This window comes from Mesorhizobium sp. M1227, assembly GCF_040318315.1.
Classification (GTDB): Bacteria; Pseudomonadota; Alphaproteobacteria; order Rhizobiales; family Rhizobiaceae; genus Mesorhizobium.
This window is the reverse complement of the sequence record NZ_JAMYLZ010000010.1, coordinates 87,387-105,809: the sequence shown is the minus strand read 5'-3', so window position 1 is coordinate 105,809 and position 18,423 is coordinate 87,387. Positions and strand designations below refer to the sequence as shown.

The 18,423-nt window shown below is 58.0% G+C and carries 9 protein-coding genes and 1 pseudogene; 1 reads left to right on the top strand and 9 read right to left on the bottom strand.

The genetic code is table 11. The annotated features are described in order from the left end of the window. Nucleotides 1-255: 255 nt before the first annotated feature. From NKH28_RS15270 to NKH28_RS15260, 3 genes are all read right to left on the bottom strand, one after another. The gene (locus NKH28_RS15270; RefSeq protein ID WP_352979433.1) at nucleotides 256-3,726 is read right to left on the bottom strand and encodes an ATP-binding protein; all 3,471 of its coding nucleotides are present in this window, start codon (nucleotides 3,724-3,726) and stop codon (nucleotides 256-258) included. Beyond that, complete coding sequence (locus tag NKH28_RS15265) at nucleotides 3,723-4,982, bottom strand: metallophosphoesterase family protein (RefSeq protein WP_352517742.1); 1,260 nt, start codon at nucleotides 4,980-4,982, stop codon at nucleotides 3,723-3,725. The genes NKH28_RS15270 and NKH28_RS15265 overlap by 4 nt, the downstream gene beginning before the upstream one ends. A 70-nt stretch (nucleotides 4,983-5,052) precedes the next feature. Next, complete coding sequence (locus tag NKH28_RS15260; protein ID WP_352979430.1) at nucleotides 5,053-10,641, bottom strand: DUF3320 domain-containing protein; 5,589 nt, start codon at nucleotides 10,639-10,641, stop codon at nucleotides 5,053-5,055. Between the two features lie 538 nt (nucleotides 10,642-11,179). Between NKH28_RS15260 and NKH28_RS15255 the strand changes: the two genes are divergently transcribed. Continuing rightward, on the top strand, nucleotides 11,180-12,007 hold the full coding sequence (locus tag NKH28_RS15255; protein ID WP_352975507.1) for a thermonuclease family protein: 828 nt from the start codon (nucleotides 11,180-11,182) through the stop codon (nucleotides 12,005-12,007). Nucleotides 12,008-12,036: 29 nt separating this feature from the next. On the opposite strand, the gene NKH28_RS15250 is transcribed toward NKH28_RS15255, so the two are convergent. The 6 genes and pseudogenes from NKH28_RS15250 to NKH28_RS15225 all read right to left on the bottom strand — a co-directional run bounded on the left by NKH28_RS15250 (nucleotide 12,037) and on the right by NKH28_RS15225 (nucleotide 17,844). After that, the gene (locus NKH28_RS15250; RefSeq protein WP_352979523.1) at nucleotides 12,037-12,918 is read right to left on the bottom strand and encodes a hypothetical protein; all 882 of its coding nucleotides are present in this window, start codon (nucleotides 12,916-12,918) and stop codon (nucleotides 12,037-12,039) included. A gap of 126 nt (nucleotides 12,919-13,044) precedes the next feature. Beyond that, nucleotides 13,045-13,191, bottom strand: a pseudogene (locus NKH28_RS15245) (DUF4236 domain-containing protein); the annotation flags it as partial. Nucleotides 13,192-13,249: 58 nt separating this feature from the next. After that, complete coding sequence (locus NKH28_RS15240; protein WP_352979427.1) at nucleotides 13,250-14,290, bottom strand: OmpA family protein; 1,041 nt, start codon at nucleotides 14,288-14,290, stop codon at nucleotides 13,250-13,252. After that, nucleotides 14,287-15,600 (bottom strand): coiled-coil domain-containing protein, encoded by a 1,314-nt coding sequence (locus NKH28_RS15235; RefSeq protein WP_352979425.1) that lies wholly within the window; start codon nucleotides 15,598-15,600, stop codon nucleotides 14,287-14,289. Before NKH28_RS15235 ends, NKH28_RS15240 begins: the two co-directional genes overlap by 4 nt. Further along, on the bottom strand, nucleotides 15,600-16,418 hold the full coding sequence (locus NKH28_RS15230; RefSeq protein ID WP_352517088.1) for a hypothetical protein: 819 nt from the start codon (nucleotides 16,416-16,418) through the stop codon (nucleotides 15,600-15,602). The genes NKH28_RS15235 and NKH28_RS15230 overlap by 1 nt, the downstream gene beginning before the upstream one ends. Next, complete coding sequence (locus tag NKH28_RS15225; protein ID WP_352979518.1) at nucleotides 16,411-17,844, bottom strand: hypothetical protein; 1,434 nt, start codon at nucleotides 17,842-17,844, stop codon at nucleotides 16,411-16,413. Before NKH28_RS15225 ends, NKH28_RS15230 begins: the two co-directional genes overlap by 8 nt. Nucleotides 17,845-18,423: the final 579 nt, after the last annotated feature.

Genomic DNA, 18,423 nt, shown 5'->3' with positions numbered 1-18,423 from the left:
GCCGTAAACGTACCCGTCATCGGCTGCAACAAAGTTGCATTCTTCCGCGCAATAACCCTGCTTACTCGGAAATGCCCCGCCACCGAGAGGCGGGTCATCCGCGCTCCGCCCGGCGTAGTCGTTCATCCACGCAACATTGCAGAACAAAATAGGCATTTCTCAACCTCTATGGGACGTCATGACGGATTCGATCGAAAGTTCCTATGTCAGACGAGTTGGTTAGTTGAACCGTTTTGAGGCGAATTCTAATCGAGCCTAATCCAGCTGGTGAATGGTAGATTGTGGCACAACAGCCTTGGCGATTTCACATAGGTGCTTGTGGTGCGTGAGATAGATGACCTGACCTGTGTTCGCCATCTCCCCAAACAATCTGAAAACCTCCTCCGAGCGAATATGGTCAAAGGTTTCCATGATGTCGTCGGCGATGAAGGGAACCGAGGGCCGGAATTGCGCGAACTCGTAATAACCGGCGAGCCTCAGTGCCAGGTAGAGCTGAAAGCGCGCGCCCTTCGAAAGCGCGTCAGCGAGCTTGGATTGCCCGTCGCGCTGCACCGCGATGAGAACCTCCCCGCCTTTCACGGGCTGGGTTGTAAGGCCTGAATACTGCCCACGGGTCATTAGCTTGAATGCGTCTGATGCACGCGCCATCATCCCCGAACGGTGGTTCTCACGGTAGATCCGCAAAGCATTTCCAGCCGACATGATGCCGAGCTTCAGCTCGATGTAACGAACGGCCTTCTCCTCGATTTCCAACAGAGTTGTGCGCCGTTCGGCATCCAGGTGTGCAACCGCGCTGTCGCCGCCGATGGCGTCCAGCTTATCGGCCGCGCGTGTCTGCCGGATCAGCTGTTGCTGGATCATCTCATCGAACTGGCGAAGCCGCTGCTCGCCCTCAGCCTTCTCGACCGTGAGGCTGTCGAAATCGATCGCGTCCAGGATCGAGCGTGCCTCCTCGAATCCGTCGACTGCAAGTTCCGCCACTACCCGTTCCTCAAGGTCAGCGACGGCAGCGCGCAATCCATCCCGCTCGCGCAGCAGCTCATCGCGTTCGACTACCTCGGACAAAGTGGCGACGCCAAAAACGCCCAGCACTTCGTTCTTGCGGCGTTCGTGCGCCGAAATCTCCTTGTCGAGGATGTCGCGCGCCTCCTTCAGGCGCTTCAGGTCGTGGCCGAGGCTTGCCTTCGTTTCGCGTGTCCGCTCGGCGCGCTCCAGGCGCTCGGCAAGGCGGATGGCCAACTGCTCCGGCTCGCCATCCTCCGTCGGCTCGTCGGCTTCAACCGCTACGGCGATGACCTCGACCAGAAAATTAGCCCTGTCGGCCGCCATCTTGTCGATACGCAGCTGCAGATCGTCCCGTTCCTGCAGGCTTCTTGACAGTTCGGCCAATTGATCGAGCACAGTGCCGACGCCGGATGCTGAGAGCCCGCTTTCGAGCCAAGTTCCCTTGAGTGCTTCGACAATGCCGGCCAGCCATTCCTCCTCGCGACGCTCCGCCACGCCTACGGCAACCCGTCGGGCCGCTAGATCCTCTTCCTTGGAGCCCACCATTCTGAGCGCCTCGGCATACTCTGCGTCCACCTTGCGCTGCCGATCCAGAAACAGCTCAGCGATGGCCATGATTGCTTCGAGGGTGTCGCCGGGCTCTGATACTATGCCGACGCTTTCCAGCGCTGCTCTCATTTCCAAGCGTATCTGCTCGCCGGCGTCAGCGGCTCGCTCCGCCTTCCTGCGGAGAAGTTCGATCTGCTCCCAGGCAGCGAGCGCATCGCTGCGCGCCTCGATCTGATCCTCGATCCTTTCGATCAGGCGCTCAGACGAAGGTTCCACGGCGTCTCCGAGCAGGTCTCTGGCGGCCGCGCGGATTTCCAACAATTGGGTATCCACATCCTTGCCGAGCTGTGTGCGTTGGATGCCGTTGCGTGACAGGTTGGCCGCGACCTCGGCCAGTTCGCGAGTCGTTGCCCGGATCTCGGCAAGATCCGCCGCGCCGGCCAGCCGGCCCGCGCTGGCAATGTCATCGCGCGCCAGTGCCACGGCGAAATCGTCAGCGGTGTCACCGGTCAGCGCTGCGCGGTGCGTTGCCCACGCATCATCGCGGACACGGCGGATCGCGGCAGCCCCATCATCGTCGACAACGTCGACCGAGGCACGAAGGGCATCCAATCCAGCCTTGAGCATGGCATGGTTGCCCTCGTATTCGGCGAGGCGTTCGGCAAGTACGGCGGTGTTTCTTGCCAGTTCTGACGCTACTGTCTTCCAGGCGGCAATGTGCCCGGCGCTCGGAACCGCGACGTTGGCGAGAGCAAGGGCATCTCCTCTCCATGGACGCAAGCGCGCGAGCGACACCTCCCATCGAATTGTTCCCGCATCTTCTGCCTCGCGAGCCGTCCTGATCTCCGCCAGGTGTCCGCTTGCTCGCGCTTTCGACAAAGCCGAGCCCAGCCTTGCCCTGGCAGGTTCGGGCACTGCCCTTTCCTCGCCGACCCGCTGCCTTGCCGCCTGCAGCGCATCGAGTGCTGCCGCCGCCTCGTCGCGGGCGGCGCGCACCCCGGTAGCAATCCCGGACCTCTGCTCGACCATAGCGCGAACGACGCCAACGGTGACGGCAGGCAGAAGCAGCGCGGCAGGATCCGGCTCGGAAGATCGACCCAAGGCGGCTAGGCAGCTTGCCACGGTGTTGTTGAGGATTTGCAGCCCCATCCTGCGAGTGGGCAAGTCAAAGCCAGCCGCGGTATGGCGCACTTTGCTCTCCGCAAGCCCGCGGATTCGTTCGGAAATCGACAGGATCGATTCATCCTCATCGACCGCAGTGACTTTTGCCGCCAAGCGCTGGACCTCGTCGATGTTTGCGGACAGCCGCGTTCTGAGGCTGGCATCGTCATCGATGAGTCCGGTGACACTACCCGTCCACGTGCGAGCTGGGGAGGCGATGTCCGGCAGCTCATTCAGCCGGGCAATCTTGCGCCGGATATCCGCCCGCATCGGCGCAGCACGCACGTAACGAGCAATGGTATCCAGCCTGGCCACCAGCACCGCTCGGTCACTGATGGTCCGGTCGTATTGCTGCGCTGCATCGAGACGTTCGGCCTCCAGGCCCTCGTAGGTTGATGCAAGGGTATCGATCGCATCCCTGCGCGACTTCACGTCAACAAGGCGCTTCTTCAGGAGCGCCAGTTCGGTGCCATGCGCCTGCTTCCGATACAGAGCGTCTGCTTCGGCCTCGAGGGTGTTCAACGTATCACTTGCGTTCCCAAGACCGGCGCTTGCCGTGAAGAGGAGCTTGCCGAGGTCGCCCCGCGACTCCAGAATCAACTTCCCGCCCGCTTCCAGCGTCTCGTCATCGAGTGAGAACATCGTCGTGTAAGCGTCACGCGACAGTCCGGCGAGATGCGCCGTGATCGCCACGTCGCTCACCGGTTGGCCCGTCGCGTTCAATAGCGAATTAGTACGCTGTTTCGTACGCGTGAACGTGTGCTCGGAGCCGGCCAGTTCCAGCACGCCGCCAATGCGCATGGCGCTGTACTCGTGCAGGAAGTTGTAGCGGCTCCGTTCCTCGATGCCGAACAGCAAGTCTAAGTAGGCGGAAAGCGCGGTCGATTTGCCGGCCTCATTCAGGCCGAACACGATATGCAGGTCAGGTCCGGATTCCGGTTTGGGTCCGAAGTCGATCGTACTATTGGTGAACTTTCCATAGCGAATGAGGTCAAGTCGCCGCAACCTCATGACGATCCACCGGACTTAAGGCGGGCAGTGACCAAGTCCGCACCCTTGGAAAGCACCTGATCGAGGAACTGCTCCAGCCCGGCTTCGTCCTTCCCAGCAAAATCCCGTCCGTCAGCCGGAAGGTCGGCGACCATCTTTTGGACGAACGCCCTCGCCTCAGCGCGGAAGGCCTCCGAGGTGGCATCGGCACGCATTGATTGCCCGAGTTCGAAAATCGGATCAGCAATATCCTCGGCGGTCTCCGTCCGAGGCGGCGCGAGGTCAAGCTCGAGCTTCTCCACCCACGTATGGCCCAGCTGTTCCGCAGCCTGTTCGGCTTCGGCAAGAAGGAGGTCCCTGTCGCGGATCAGCGCCCATAACAATGGTGACGTCCCTCTCAGGCCAACGCGGGCCACAGCATGACGCGATCGGACGGTGGCCCGCATCTCTTCGAGCGCGAAACGAATACGCGCGACGGCCTCGGGCCACTCCACCGCCCCGGTAAGGTCGACGCTCACCCGTTCGAACTGCGCAACGCTGGTCAGCCGTTCCTCGATCTCCACCGAACGGTCGTCGCGCACCGTCACCAGGGTGACTGATTTCTCACCCGCCTCGTTAATATCCCTCCCCTGAGGTATTCCCGGCATCACCACGGTGCTTGCGCCGGAATAGACTTGACGAACATGAATGTGGCCGAGGGCCCAATAGTCGAAACCGTGGGCGTGCAGGTCAGCGATGCTGCAGGGCGCGTAAACGTCGTGACCGGGCGATCCAGCCAGACTGGTATGCATGATGCCTATGTTGACGGCCCCTTCACGAGCAGCCGGATATTTGGTCAGCAGGCTGTCCGGGGCCTTTGGGTTCGCAAAGCTCAAACCGTGGAAAACGATGTCCAGACCGCCGGCTGTCTGCAATACCGACTGAGCACGACCGCCGAAGATGGTAACGGTGTCGGGAAACACCAGCTGTTTGGAAATCCGCGACAAGGCGTCATGATTGCCGCGGATCTTGAAAACCCTGATGCCGGTCTGGTGCAGGCGTGTCATTTGCGATGCCAGAAACCGCGCAGTTTTCATCGAGGTCTGCTCGCCATCGTATAGGTCGCCAGCAATGACCAACGCGTCGACTCGTTCCTCAAGGCAGAGATCCACTATCGAAACGAATGCCTGGCGGCTGGCGTCGCCCACGAGCCCGGCAAGATCGGGATTTCGCATCGCCAGCGAACGAAGCGGCGAGTCGAGATGAATATCGGCCGTGTGTACGAATCGAAATGCCATTCGGCCTCCGCCAGGGAAAGAGGTGTTCTGAGCTCGACTGAAATTGCAGCGAGGTCGCTGCAACGCCCCATTACACTTCGGCTAATTTCTCGCTCGTGCAGTCGCCGACCACCAACAAGCCGTCTTGGGACCGTAACAATCCCTTGGCAACTGAATCGGCGACCGCGGCCGAAATTAGCTGCTTCAATTGTGCGCTTGTGGCTTTGAAGCCCAGCATCCTCGCAACGCCTGTGGCAATTTCTTCCTCTGTCGCACCGAGATTGGATTTCACGACTTCCATAGCGCCTTGGGCGACCTCGTCCTGCGCAATCATTTCGGGCTTACGCAATCCAGGGGACACGACCGCACTGCGTTCTCTAAGACGAACAGGAGCACCCGGCTTGAAGCAGAAGTTGCCTCGACGGGCTACTGCACCACCTCTCTGTGCTATGCCTACACCTCGCTCGATTGCATCCTGAATCCTGCCACCGGCCCGCTGCAGACCCCACGCGTCCCGAATACGCGAAACTATTTCGTCGACATGGATTGGTGTTTCTGTAGCCACGACCTGCTCGACCAGCCCGGCCATGATTCCGCTGGGCGTCTCGTGGAGTTCGAACGATCCCGGTCGCCTTAGCTGAGTCTCTTCGTAGGCTCGATTGGGAGTCTCGGATCCGTTTGTGCTCTCGAGACCGATTTCCGTCACGTTGCCCCGGTCGACCATAACAACCTGAACGGCTACAGCACGATTTCTCTGAACCCCCAATTCGGCCCGCTCATCGAGTTCCTTTCTGGCAGCCTCAATCGCTAGTATGGTTCGCTCCAGCTGCTCATGAGGTCGTTGGAACCAGTCAGCGCTCCAGATCCGATGAATAATCCAACCATGATCCTCAAGGACGGATTGCCGTAGCCGGTCTCGATCTCTGGCCGAGCGCGACGAATGATATTCTGCACCATCGCATTCGATGCCGAGTATATACCGGCCTGGCCTCTCTGGATCCGCAACCGCGAGGTCGATGAAGAAACCGGCAATGCCCACCTGAGCATGAACCTGATAACCTTTTTCGATCAGCGCGTTGGCTACCTGTTCTTCAAAGATCGAATCCATTTCGCGAACCGTGGCCTGGGCAAGCGAAATTCGCCCTGTTCTCGCGTAGTGCAAGAAGAGCTTGAAGGCGAAGATGCCTTTCCCTTTGCCACGCTCCAGGTCGATGTCTTCGTCTGTGATGGACGCGAATACTTCGCAGCTGCGCTTGGCTCGGCTTATGAGGACGTTGAGCCGACGCTCGCCGCCTTCCGCACCAAGAGGGCCGAAACGCATGGCCATGTATCCCTGCGCATTCTTGGCATACCCCACCGAGATCATGATCACGTCGCGCTCATCGCCTTGAACATTCTCAAGGTTCTTGACAAAGAATGGCTCGCTGGGATGCGCGTGAAAGAACTCCTCCGTATCGGGATTTAGTCGCCGCAGCGCTTCGAGTTCATCCTGGATCGCGCGGCGTTGGCTAACCGAAAATGTTGCAACGCCTAGAGTCTCTTGCGGGTTCACCTTCGCATGACGGATGATCGCTTCGGCTACTGCTCTCGCCTCTACCGGATTGGCTCCTGTGCCACCGGAATCGAAGACCCCCTCCGGCACATGATGAAACCGCAACCCCATGCCTGCCTCTTGGGTATAGGGGCTTGGCACGATGAAAAGCCGGTTCTCGTAGAACTGGCTGTTCGATACGGCGATCAGAGATTGGTGACGGCTACGGTAGTGCCAGCGGAGCATACGCTGCGGCAAGCCGCGGGCCGTGAACAGGCCGAGGATGCTTTCGATGTCGGCGACCTGCGCGCCCTCACCCTCGTCATCTTCAGACTGCGAGCCTGTCATCTTCGCGAAGAATGTCGTGGGTGGCAGTTGGCGTTCGTCGCCAACAACGACCACCTGATTGGCCCTGGCGATCGAGCCAAGCGCGTCCACAGGCTGTATCTGAGACGCCTCGTCCATCACAAGCAGATCGAAGGACATCCTGCCGGGCGACAGGAATTGGGCCACCGAAAGCGGGCTCATCATGAACACTGGCTTGAGTGCCTGGATGGCAGGCCCTGCCTTCTGCATCAACTGCCGGATAGGCATGTGGCCCCGTCTGCGCGCCATCTCAGAACGAAGCAGTCCGACTGGTCCAGCTCCGCCGTCTCTTGAGGGAATTTTTCGGTGATGAGCCGTCACAACTTCAATGGCACCGGCCTTGATCCTCTGTCGGTCCAGATCCGCGAAGTCACGTACAGCCCTGGAATGCAGTTCCCCGTCGAACCTTGCCAGCTCCGGCTCATCGGTCGCCATCGCTAGAAACATTCGTTCGTAGTAGGCCATATCGAAGACTGATCGCGCCGATCCTGTTGTAATCTGGCCGTCGGCTAGGCCGTCTATCAACTGTCCCAGTCCAGCCTTTCGGGCCGTTTCGGATCGCTCTTCATAGGCAACCCATTTCGAGAGCTGTTCCTGATGATCGAGCCACCCCGCCAGTCGAGAAACAACCTCGACTATCGCGACGTCTGGAAAATCGTCTACTCCAAACAAGGAGGGAGCATCGGCTTTCAAATCCCCTGCAAGCGCCTTCAATTCCCGCGCTGCCGCTTGGGCCGCTTCACGCGCTGAACGCGCCAAGTTTGCGATCTCTTTTCTTTCAGGCAACCGCGCAGCCAAATGCCGGATTGAGCCATTTTCTCTCAGCCAAAGTTCGGCTTGCGCGAGAGCGGCCCAATCGGATCCTCGACCGAGCCACGACGAGCCGAATGCGAACTTGCCAAGGCTTTCCCCGTCGTCGATCTCTTGAGCAAGCGCTTGTAGTCTGCCTAGTCGGCGCAGTATCTCCACCCGCTCACTGATCAGATCTGGAACGTCAGTCAGAACCTGTCGTGACGCGTCATCGGCTTGAGCTACAGTGCTTGCCTTCGCTTCCATCAGTTGCAGCGAGGCCCGCTCGGCGGAAGCCACGTCACCTAGCATGGATGACGCAAGGTGGCCTAAATCGTTCCAGAACCCCTCGATAATCGGCTGACCGATGTCGATCACCTTACGAACTCGGACCGCACGCGCGCCCGCTTCAGAGCGCTCCGCCATCCGCCCGGCTATAATTCGCGGTTCCGAGCCAAGTCCCCTCAGCGTGCGCATCCACTCCACTAAGGCCTGGAGTGGTGCCGAAGACGATCTCTCCCCGCGCCAATCGGCTCCGAAGGCGGAACGGCCAAAGGCGTCGCCTTCGCGCACTTTTGCTGCGGCCGCCTGGCCCTTCATCAGAATGTCGAGGAGACCCACTATCTCCGCCGCAGGCGCGCTAGGGGCTACCAAAATAGTCCGCACAAGTGCAGTGGCGCGACGGTAGTCGCCATTCAATGCTTTCAATATTCCCGTGTGCGTGGCGAGCGCTTGCCGCGCCGCGGCCACGTTGGTACTCCACGCGGCATCAACAACCTTGCCCTGAAGCTCGGCTCTAGCAGTCTCTAGCGTTGCTACGCTGTCGGCAAGGTCACCAGCCTGTTCCAGCCCGGAGTCCCAAACTGTGGCTGCGAATGCCTCAGGGCTCGCATCGGGGGCTGCCGCAACTCTCTCGCCGGTCATCACTAGCCTGAGGAGTCCTGCAAGCGTGTCCGGTAAAACCGTAGACCCCAGTTCTTGATTTAGCCGCTCAGCTTCTTCCCGTAAGCGTGGGAGCAACACGGTTAGCTGGCGCGCACGAACGAAACCATCTTTCGGAAAGTCTGAAGGAAGCTTAGCAAGCTCTGTCTCGAGACCTTCGATTGGCGTGTCGATAGCCGTCGCCACCAACTGCTCCGACAGTTCCTCGGATTTGCGGTTGAAATCCGTTCCTGACCAGAGAAGCGATGAAGTGTCTTTCGGACGCTCATCCCATACCGGCGAGACGAGCGCCTCGGCAGGAAGCCCAGGCGCGGACGCAAGAAGTTCAGCGCGATCTTCTATCTCACCGCTGTCGCTGAGAATTTGCGGAGGCTCGGCCTCGATCCGCTCAGCAATATCGACCAGTTTGGCGTGCAGCGCCTTGGCTTGATCCAGCAACGCCGCGATGCGTGGGACGAGCCTCTCAATGGTCGTTGGAAGAACGACATCCAGGCCAACTCCCCTCCATGGGTGGTGGATGGGCAAGCCGATCTCGTTGATCCGTTGAGAGACCTCATCGAGCAATTTGCGACGTTGCGAAACGCCATCATTTGTCCAGCTTGTGGCGTCCGTAAGTTCGATGTCCACGGGTTTCTGACCGGCCTGCCTTAGGCGGGTCAGCTGACCTAGAACCTGATAAGCGGTGAGTTCGGAGGCTCCATATGGAACATGCATCCTTGTAGCATGTGCATTGAGTTTATCCCTAGCCTCCAGCAGGCGTTCAGTAAGAGAAGAAGCCAGCTGTCCGCGAGGCGATCCGAGTTGCCAGGTGCGCCGCAACTCCTCCAGCATCATGCGCTTGTTTGCCTTGTTGCTATGGAGCTCGAGGCAGGCGTCGCCCACCCCCGCAGTGTCAAGCCGTCGCTTCACGACCTCAAGTGCGGCCATTTTTTCCGCAACGAACAGCACGGTCTTTCCGTCGGCAACGGCCGACCCGATAATGTTCGCGATCGTCTGCGATTTTCCTGTCCCGGGAGGACCTTGGATAACGAGGTCGCGACCCTTTCTTGCATCATGGATCGCCAGCGTCTGAGAACTGTCACTGTCGACGATATGCAACATTTCGGCAGGCGCAATATGCGGATCAATCGCAATGTCGTCCGACATCAGCGGTTCGCGTGTTTCGAAACCATCTGAAAGAAGCGAGCGGATCTTCGGTTGTTCGATAATCTTTGCGCCATCCGGCCAGAGATCCGGATCCAGGTCACGGTACATCAAGAACTTAGCGAACGAGAAGAAGCCGAGCACCATATCATCGGCAAGCACCTGCCAACCCTCTTTGGTCGACACTGCTTCGGCAACGGCATCGAGATAGGCCGAGACGTCGAAGTCGTCTCCTACTTCAAAACGCGGCAGGGCGAGCTTGTGGATACGGTCGAGATAGAGTTCCAAGGAGAGGTTTGCGGTAAGATCTTCCGGACGAGCTCGCAGCCGAAACTTTTCTCCAGCGGCCCCTCGCTCAAGCCGTACCGGCACCAAAATGAGAGGAGCCTGACGGATGTTTTCTTTGTTGTTCGGGTCAATCCACTTCAGCATGCCAAGGGCCAGAAAGAGGATATTGACGCCCTGCTCTTCCTCAAGTGTGCGGGCATCGTGGTAGAGATCAAGGAGCCGGCGCTGCAGCCCCGTTGGGGTCATCCTCGTCTGAAGCTTGGTGTCAGAATGTCGCGCAGACACCCCTCTATCGTCGAATCCTTCGTCCTCAGGCTGAGCAAGAGCAACGGGGGAATAGTCGATTTCCTCGTCTGGAGGGCTGCTTTCAACCTGGCCTGCCTTCGGCCGATCCGGCTTGCCGGCCAGGAAGGTAAAAGCCTTTCCTTCGCTCACCAGCAATCGATAGATCTCAGACGACCTCTCGTCGACAATATCGATCGTCTTCGCGCTCTTTGAAAACCGTGGCACATTCAAAAGTCGGTTGCGAGCAGAAAGGTCGAGCAATTCCATCCTGGCTCGCTCGAGCTTTTCCTTTAAAGGCAGATCGCTTTGGAAGACCGATTTTTCAACTTCCGACACTCACACCCCCCTGATAGGCTGGACACATAGAGCCTACACAAGGGCTGTCCGCAACATAAAATGCTCGTTTTTCAACTTCGAATGGCTGCCACCAACACTTCAATCGTTTTAGTATTGTGAGCACCGCGGCTTAGTGGAAAAATTGCGGATGTTTGTTTAATGTTCCGGACACTTCGCATCCCCACCTTGATCTCGAGGTTCCCTTTCGGACAAAATGCCATCATACCTCTGGACGAGGTGTTGGCAGCTCTGGCATCTGCCTCGCCGGCCACGACCAACTGGCGCACAAGCCGACTTCTTTTTCAATCGGCCCTCCTAATCGCATTCCGAGAAAACTTGTAGGCTCCAGCGCGGAAAGATGGTCGTGTTCACGAAAAGGGCAACTACAAAGTCGTGACTTCGGGCTGATCTGCGAAGGCACCATGGTGTTCAAAGCGCCGAACTACAAGGCAAACCAGCGCCAGCGAAAAAGGCGCCTACGAAGCGTGCAGAGGCACGTTAGAAATCATGCAGCCTGCGTTTCGCAAAGGATCGGAAATTGAATAACAATCGCTATTCTCATCGTCGCCGCGCGCGACCAAGGCGCGGCGCGGAACCAATCGTCCGCAGACGTTTCTTTCCAGATGTGCCCTTGCCTCTGATCCTGGTGATGGTGGTGGCCTTGGCTGCTTACGCGACCCACTATTTTACAGGCTCGGGCGACCAGTTACGCGGTCTGGATATAGCAAACTCGACCGGGTCGAGACCGGCGCCGATTGTAGGCATAGCATCGGTGATTGATGGAGACACGATAGAGATCCACGGGCAGCGCGTCCGCTTCAACGGCATCGATGCACCCGAAAGCCGCCAATACTGCAATGACGCTAGCGCACATCAATACCCCTGCGGGCGCCAGGCGGCCGAAGCACTGGCGAATTTCCTTGCGGCTTCGCAGCCTGTCCAATGCACATTTGTTTCATGGGATCGGTACCGTCGCTTCGTCGGTGATTGTCGGCGCGCGGACGGTGTCAGCGTCGCGTCCTGGATGGTCGAACATGGCCGAGCCTTGGACTGGCCCCGCTATAGCCACGGCGCCTATGCGCAACAGCAAACTAATGCTGAAACCGCAAAGGTTGGAATCTGGATTGGGACTTTTGACAACCCTTGGGATTGGCGCGAACAACATGCCGAATCTGCGAGCCCAACCAAAAGCCCCCTTGGGCTTGTCAGCCGTCGCCAAGTAGCACAGAGCTACTCATGCCAACCTCGCCGCTTTTGCACGGAGATTTCATCTTGCGAAGAAGCGCGTTGGTATCTCGCCAACTGCTCATGGGGGAGCAAGTTGGATCGAGATAGCGATGGGATTCCATGCGAAGGCGTTTGCTGACCTGGCCATGCTTTGAGCCATCGCCACTATCAGTCCCTTGAGTGCGCGTTCAGCGTTATGGATTGGCGGTCGGAGCTTCGATGCAATTGCGCGAGTGCCGATAGAGCCTGGCAAAAGGGCTGGCTGACGTTTGTCTTGGAAAATTCCACCAGCTCGTTAAGTCCGGACGGGCTAGAAAACCGCAACGCTTCGTAGCGGCAGACAGGGATCTGCCGATTGTCTTTGAAGCGCTTGTCGGGCCCGCCGTTTTTGTTTGGGTGAGCCCAGGTGTAGCTCACGATCTCCGCATCAGATGGAACTTTGCCGGTCTCGATGAAATTACTCGGGGCGAATTGGGTCTGCAGATCGGCATATCCGACTGCGCCGTATCGGTTTCCGTCCTTCACCAAGACGAGGTCTGGCATGAAATAAAGGACTTGCCGGCCGACATGGAGCGAAGGTGGAGTGACGTTGCTACGAACAATTTTAGGCAAGGAGCTTTCAAGCGTGGTCGGCTTTTTGTCGACCAACATCGTCGCGCCCGCATTTCGCTTCCAAGCCGTCAGTTCCTCTATTTTGCCGCCGGCGGCGACATGCCATTTCCCTGCGCAGCCAGTGAGAGTTTCGAACGCGCCGACAAGTCGCCCGTAGGCAGCCTCCGCGTCTTTTTCCAGATCGTAATAGAGCACGCTTACCCGGCGGTAGCTGTCAAACCATTTGCCAATGAGCATACCCGGCACAACGGCACCGACGCCCAGCGCCGGTGCGGCACCTCCGAGCTTGGTCCCCACAAGGAAACCTGCAATCCCGAACAGAACCGCGAGTGCTACAGACAGCCGCGTCTGCGATTGCCTTGCATTGATTTCATCGAGCACATTGGCAAATGTCTCATCAAGCATCTCCACCACATCGCGGGACTCGATTTCCCTCATTACGACGCCGTCAGAGACGTACTCCGGGGGCGACGATTGTGGACGGGGTTGCGGCGCGGATGGGGTTTGAGAGAGCTGGACTACCTTCTTGGCGCTAGCCTTGCCTAAAGTGCCACGATAGTAGAGCCCACCGACGCCGGCGTGGATGTAGTGACCTCGTGGCCCAGTGCCGATGCGGAGGCCCTTCACGCCAACGGAAGCGCCAACCCCGCCGGACGAAAAGTTAAAGCGGAATGGTCCCGCACTGATCGATTTTCGAACGTAAAACCCCATAGCCCAATCCCCCAACTCAACTGCCGTACCGGCTAAGGCGCCAGTCTCTCGTCCCCATTCATGGCTTGGCGCCACCAACCGGCGCCAATTTTGATCGCTGCCTCACCCTAATCTCGATGCGCCTTCGAGCCCGCACATCGCCCATCTGCGCTCCGTCGGTGAGATGATCGCCGGGCAGGATGAGCTGACCACCAGACATCGGCAAAATCGTAAACCCCTTTAATGCGGGCATGTCACTGAGCACACTTGTAACTGAAATCGCGCGCGCCAGCCCAAGGCCGGCATTGTCGGCGGGATGGAGTGAGCCGATTTCCACTTTCCCTGACAGGACCGGTTGGAGCCCCTTGTCCATGTTGGAGGATTCGCCCGCCATTGCCTGTTCGTCCGTGTGTCCAATCACCTCAATCACGTCGACACCGTAAGAGGTCGCAGTGCCGGCGATTGTCTTCGCAAGATCGCGCAACTTTGTTTTGAACGGATCCGAAAGCTCTGCGCTTCCGGTATCGAAATTATAGCCATCCAGTTCGCTAAGACTAATTATCGGCGGCCAGTCGTGAGGTTTTGCTGCTTGCGTCTGCTCTGCAGCCTTCTTGAGCGCGTCAGTCAGATCCTGCAGCCCTTTGTCGGAGCCGATGTAACCAAATTCTTTCAAGACCTTCGCCGCATCTATCATGGCCTTAGCCTGGTCAACGCTTATGTCGTTGTTCGCAAGGACCTTCGCGACAGGGGCATTTCGCACGACCTCCTCCAGGGAAATACCTGCTTCCTTGACCGACCTAACAGCATCCTTGGCCAGGACCAGCTCGCGCCATTCTTCGTCGGGAACGGTTCCTCCGCTCGCGGGCTGAAACACCGCTTTTATCTGAGCCAGAAGCCGCTTGTTTTCGGCTTCGAGCCTCTGCACGTTTTCCTTGTTTGATTGAGCGGCTCGGAGTGCCTCATCGGTCTCTCTCTGCTTTTTCGTGATGATAGCACCGGCTGCTAGCAGCAGGCAGAACACCAAAAGCAGCATCGTCTCGGCCATGGTCAGGCCCAGTATCAAACCGCGGCCGTAACCCTTGCGCTCGAAGGCGACCGAAGTCCCACCAGCGTCGCTCACCTGCCCCACCAACTGGTTCGCTTAGGCGGCTCCGTTCGTTCGGCGGGAGGCTCGCTTCCCAGAGATTGGAAAGCGTCTGGTTCGGGCGCAGGCTCGACCCTAATCGGTGCGCTCTCGACGGTGTCATTTGCGACCAGATCTGCCAGGTGCTGTTCGATCGCGATAGGAGCGTTGAGAGGGGGAACAGGCCTCGGCGCGTGAAGGGTTCTTCCTGCCAAGGTTGCGACAAGGTCTCCGGTGTCCTTGCTTTGCTTTTGCACCACTGCAGCAAGCGCCTGGGTCAAGCGCTGTTGTGCCTGAACGCTCTCCGCTGTTTGCTCTGCGGCTGCCACAGCCCTTTCCACACCTGCGGCCACTTTAGCCACAGCATCCACGATGCCAGCCATGCGGCCTTGCTGTTCCTGCGAAGCCGTCTCTGTTTTGACAGCATACTGAGCGACCGCGCTGCCAAGGAGTTTTACTATCGGCGCCAGATCGTTCTTAAGGACCTCATCGGGGACGACAACCTTTTCCAACTTGGTGGCTACGCTGTCGGCCTGTTCACCCAGTCTGCGAACTGAAGAGGACATTGAGCTGTTGGCTTTGTCGAGCAGATCGGCTGCCGCCTCGAGGCGCTGTGCGATCGAGGAGAACTGACTTTCGATCTGCCCAAAATTATCGCTCAAAGCGTTGCTGAGCTTTCCCGAGGCCTCTTGAACCGGTTTGATCGATTCCATCGCGATTTTATCCAGTGCCGATCTTATGTGCTCTCCGTTCCGCTCCGCTTGGACGGCAATTTCGGCAAAACCCTCCTCCAACATCTGATTGCTGACGCGGCGAAAGTCAGCGAATTCCCTGGTTACACTTTCCATCTCAGCTCTTACACGCCGCGTCATATCCGCGAGTTCGTGCCTGGCCGTCCGTTCGATGTCGGCAGGATCGCGGCGCATCTGATTGTAAAAGATCCGTAGAGCAATGCCGGTGATCGTCGACGTCACGGCGATGCCAAAGTTCCGCACGATTGTGTCAGTGGATCCTTCGGACCCAAACTGAAACAGCGATACGCCGAGACTCGTCAACGTAAACAGGAAACCCATGTAGTAGAGATTGTCGCCAGTTTGCTCATCGTGGAGCCGTAGCTTGCCGGTGAAGACGGACGCGGCAAGATAGATGAGCATCAGGCACACCGGTGCGCTCGCCGCCATTATCGGGTCTACGCCCGACAGCTTGGCTATTGCGATGAACACGCAGCCACCCAGGGTTAGCGTCGCAAAGACGACAAGGGGCAGGCTCGGATGTCCTAAGAACGACTCCCCTCGCTTCTTGGCCATCAGTTTAACCCCTCCAATCCTACCAGCTTCTCAAAATCACCATGATGGCTTTGAACCCACCGGGTCCAGAACTCTGCATGTTCGTAAGAGCCAAATGGCTTCTTCGCCCTGTCGACGTAGAGTAACGTGACCCCAACGCCATCAAGCGATGTCCCGTAAGTCCTGTCAGCCGCGCTATCAAGGTACTTCTGATAATCGAGGCCCGAACGATATTGTGAGTATAGCGCCGTATGTTCAATCATATCTGACGCGACTATTATTCGCTTTGCGGTCTTCTCTTTCGCCAAACCGCTATCGAATAGCGACAGTTTGATTTTCTGAATTCCGGCCATGATCGGAGATTGGCTCGCGGATTCTCCATTGGGAATCTGGTCGGGAAGCTTCGTCAACGGGTCCTCGAACGCATCTTCCCATTTCTTCTGCCGCCGAGACGGATTGTTCGTCCAGCTATCGACCGTCGAGCCATCGCCCGGATTGCATCCATCAAACATCACAGTCAGGTCGCCGGGCGTCGCGCCCAGCGTCAATATCTTCAGATAGCCGCCAGGCTCGACGCGCCCAATGGTCTTGCGGAATTCATTCTTCAGATCCGCCATGGTTATTGGCGAAATCGGGTCGGTGGCGTCGATCAAGACCGCCGTCAGGCTTACAGGACCGCCCAACGGGCAATTCGTGCTGGCGTCGATTTGGTCCTTCCCGGATCTCGACCACATCCAAACAAAACCGGCCAGCATCGCAGCCGACAGCACGGCCAATCCGACGGCTGCGACAATGGTGCCGCCACTGCCTTTCTTTCTTCTGCGGCCCCGCCTAGCCATTCACGCTGTCCGGATGAAGCTTGTCGAGATCTCGGTACTGTTCGATCCCGCGCTCGCATTCCAGCCCGATGAGCCGCACCTGAGCGTTGAGTTCTTCCTGCGCGTCACGAATTGAGGCGCTCAGGTCCTTCTCGCTCCATTCATCGTCGGACGATATCAGGGGTTTTATGCGCTCGAGTCTGGAGGGCGTGGCAAAATGTCTTGGCGCTGGCTCTGTGCGGGCCTGGATATTGGCCTCCCTGTACTTTGCGAGAAGCTGGTTGCAGGCTCGCTCTAGCTGGTCTTGATGCTGCGCAAAGAGCGTCAGCAGCCTCGACCGATGATCGATGATCGCCCGATGCTCCCTGCGTCTGCTCCCCAGCCGCTTGACGATGTCCTCCACCTTCTCGTTGTGCTCATCGCGCACCTCTTGCAGAGCCTCGATGAGCTCGCTCTTGCGCTCGATGTAGTCTTCCCTGCGAGCGACCAATCTGTTTTCGACACCCGCATAGCCCGGGTATGGATCTAGAACGAACCAGCCATCGATAAACGCAAAGATCGAAAACATGAGGCCGATCGCGAACAGAAGCCAGGATTTCACGTCCATAAGGCCGGCGGGATTGGCGAGCATGCTGCGCACGACCTCGACGCCGGCTCCGTCTACAAAGGATCCGCTGACTTCGCGGTAATGCGCAAGCGCTAGGTTTATGGTCAACGCCAAGCCAACATAGGCCACTATCGACAGCGCGCCGATCAACTTCACAAAAACCGATCTGTGAGTCACCAGGCGTGCACAGAATATTGCGAACAGCAGTGCGGCGCCGATGTTCAAAAACGAGAACGCGGCGGCTTCGAGGAGCCCGCCAAAGAATCCCTGTTCATTTCCCTTGGCAAGGAAATTTCCGTTCATCACCGTTTCAATCAGAAACAGGAAAATCAGCAAGGAAATTCGGAAAACGTAGGCTGCTCCGTGCTGAATCCTAACGGCGCGCACAAGCCCGTGCTTCTGTTTGAACCAGGCGTGCTCCTTCTCCGCGTCGTTGAGCGATTTTCGCAATCCGTGAAGTTCGTCCAGGCCTACCGCGATCGAGGCCTTGAAATCAGAAACACTGGCGGCGTTCGCCTGACGGATCAGACCAAATTGCTCTTCAAAGTCGAGGCCCGCCAAACGTCCGGAGAGAAGCTGCAGGCTATCCTCGAGGGTGTGGTGTGCCGCCTTTTTTTCGTCCTCGACCCTCTCGATGACTGCATGCTCAACGTCGTCGAAATTCTTGGCCGCCTTCGGAGGTTGGTTCGCCTCGCCCCGCTGCTTTCCGCGATCTCCAAGATCCATTTCGCGATCAATTTTCGCGACATCCAAGCTATTGAACAATTGGGTGCTGGCGCGGAAATCGTGATTTGCCTCTAGCAGAGACTCTCGCAGTTTATTTAGCTTTTCGAATTTTATTCCCACAGCACCGCACCCAGATTTTGTACCTCTGCCCGCACAAATGGCTTCTATGCACAGTAGAAGCAAAGGGCAACTGCGTCTTCGCAACTCTGCGGTCCACTGCTCACGAGACGATCGTCTGATGTAAAAATGACAACGATAGCTGCCGTGGCAAGCGGGCTTGGGCGAATGAATAGGCCAGGCAGCATACTCTTCTCCGCCGGGCTTTGTGGCGAAGGAACTGAAGATCACGCCAATGAGCTGATAAAATCGACTCCAGAGGCGTTTGCGCAGTAGCAGAAGCGCGCGCCCTATTTGGCTGGGACTAGACTGCCGACCGCAATGTCCGCCGTCCTGTGAAACCGTCTACGACCTCGATTGCTTCGTCGGCGACGTTGATTCGTTTGAGGCCAACAGAATTAGTCTTGAGCTTGATCGCCAACTTTTCTGCATCCTTCAACCGGGCCAACTGCTGCTCCAACTGGGCTTGCAGCTTTGCAATTTCCGGTTCAGGTCGAAAGTCGCCTTCTCTTCGAGCGCCTTTCTTATCGGCCCGCTGAAAATCGGTCGAAGTCTGGCGTTACCAGGTATAATGCT

What these genes read in the sequence shown, in the direction of transcription:
- NKH28_RS15270 (WP_352979433.1), bottom strand. Translation starts at nt 3,726, where the DNA reads ATGAGGTTGCGGCGACTTGACCTCATTCGCTATGGAAAGTTCACCAAT.
- NKH28_RS15265 (WP_352517742.1), bottom strand. Translation starts at nt 4,982, where the DNA reads ATGGCATTTCGATTCGTACACACGGCCGATATTCATCTCGACTCGCCG.
- NKH28_RS15250 (WP_352979523.1), bottom strand. Translation starts at nt 12,918, where the DNA reads ATGAGGGAAATCGAGTCCCGCGATGTGGTGGAGATGCTTGATGAGACA.
- NKH28_RS15235 (WP_352979425.1), bottom strand. Translation starts at nt 15,600, where the DNA reads ATGGCCAAGAAGCGAGGGGAGTCGTTCTTAGGACATCCGAGCCTGCCC.
- NKH28_RS15230 (WP_352517088.1), bottom strand. Translation starts at nt 16,418, where the DNA reads ATGGCTAGGCGGGGCCGCAGAAGAAAGAAAGGCAGTGGCGGCACCATT.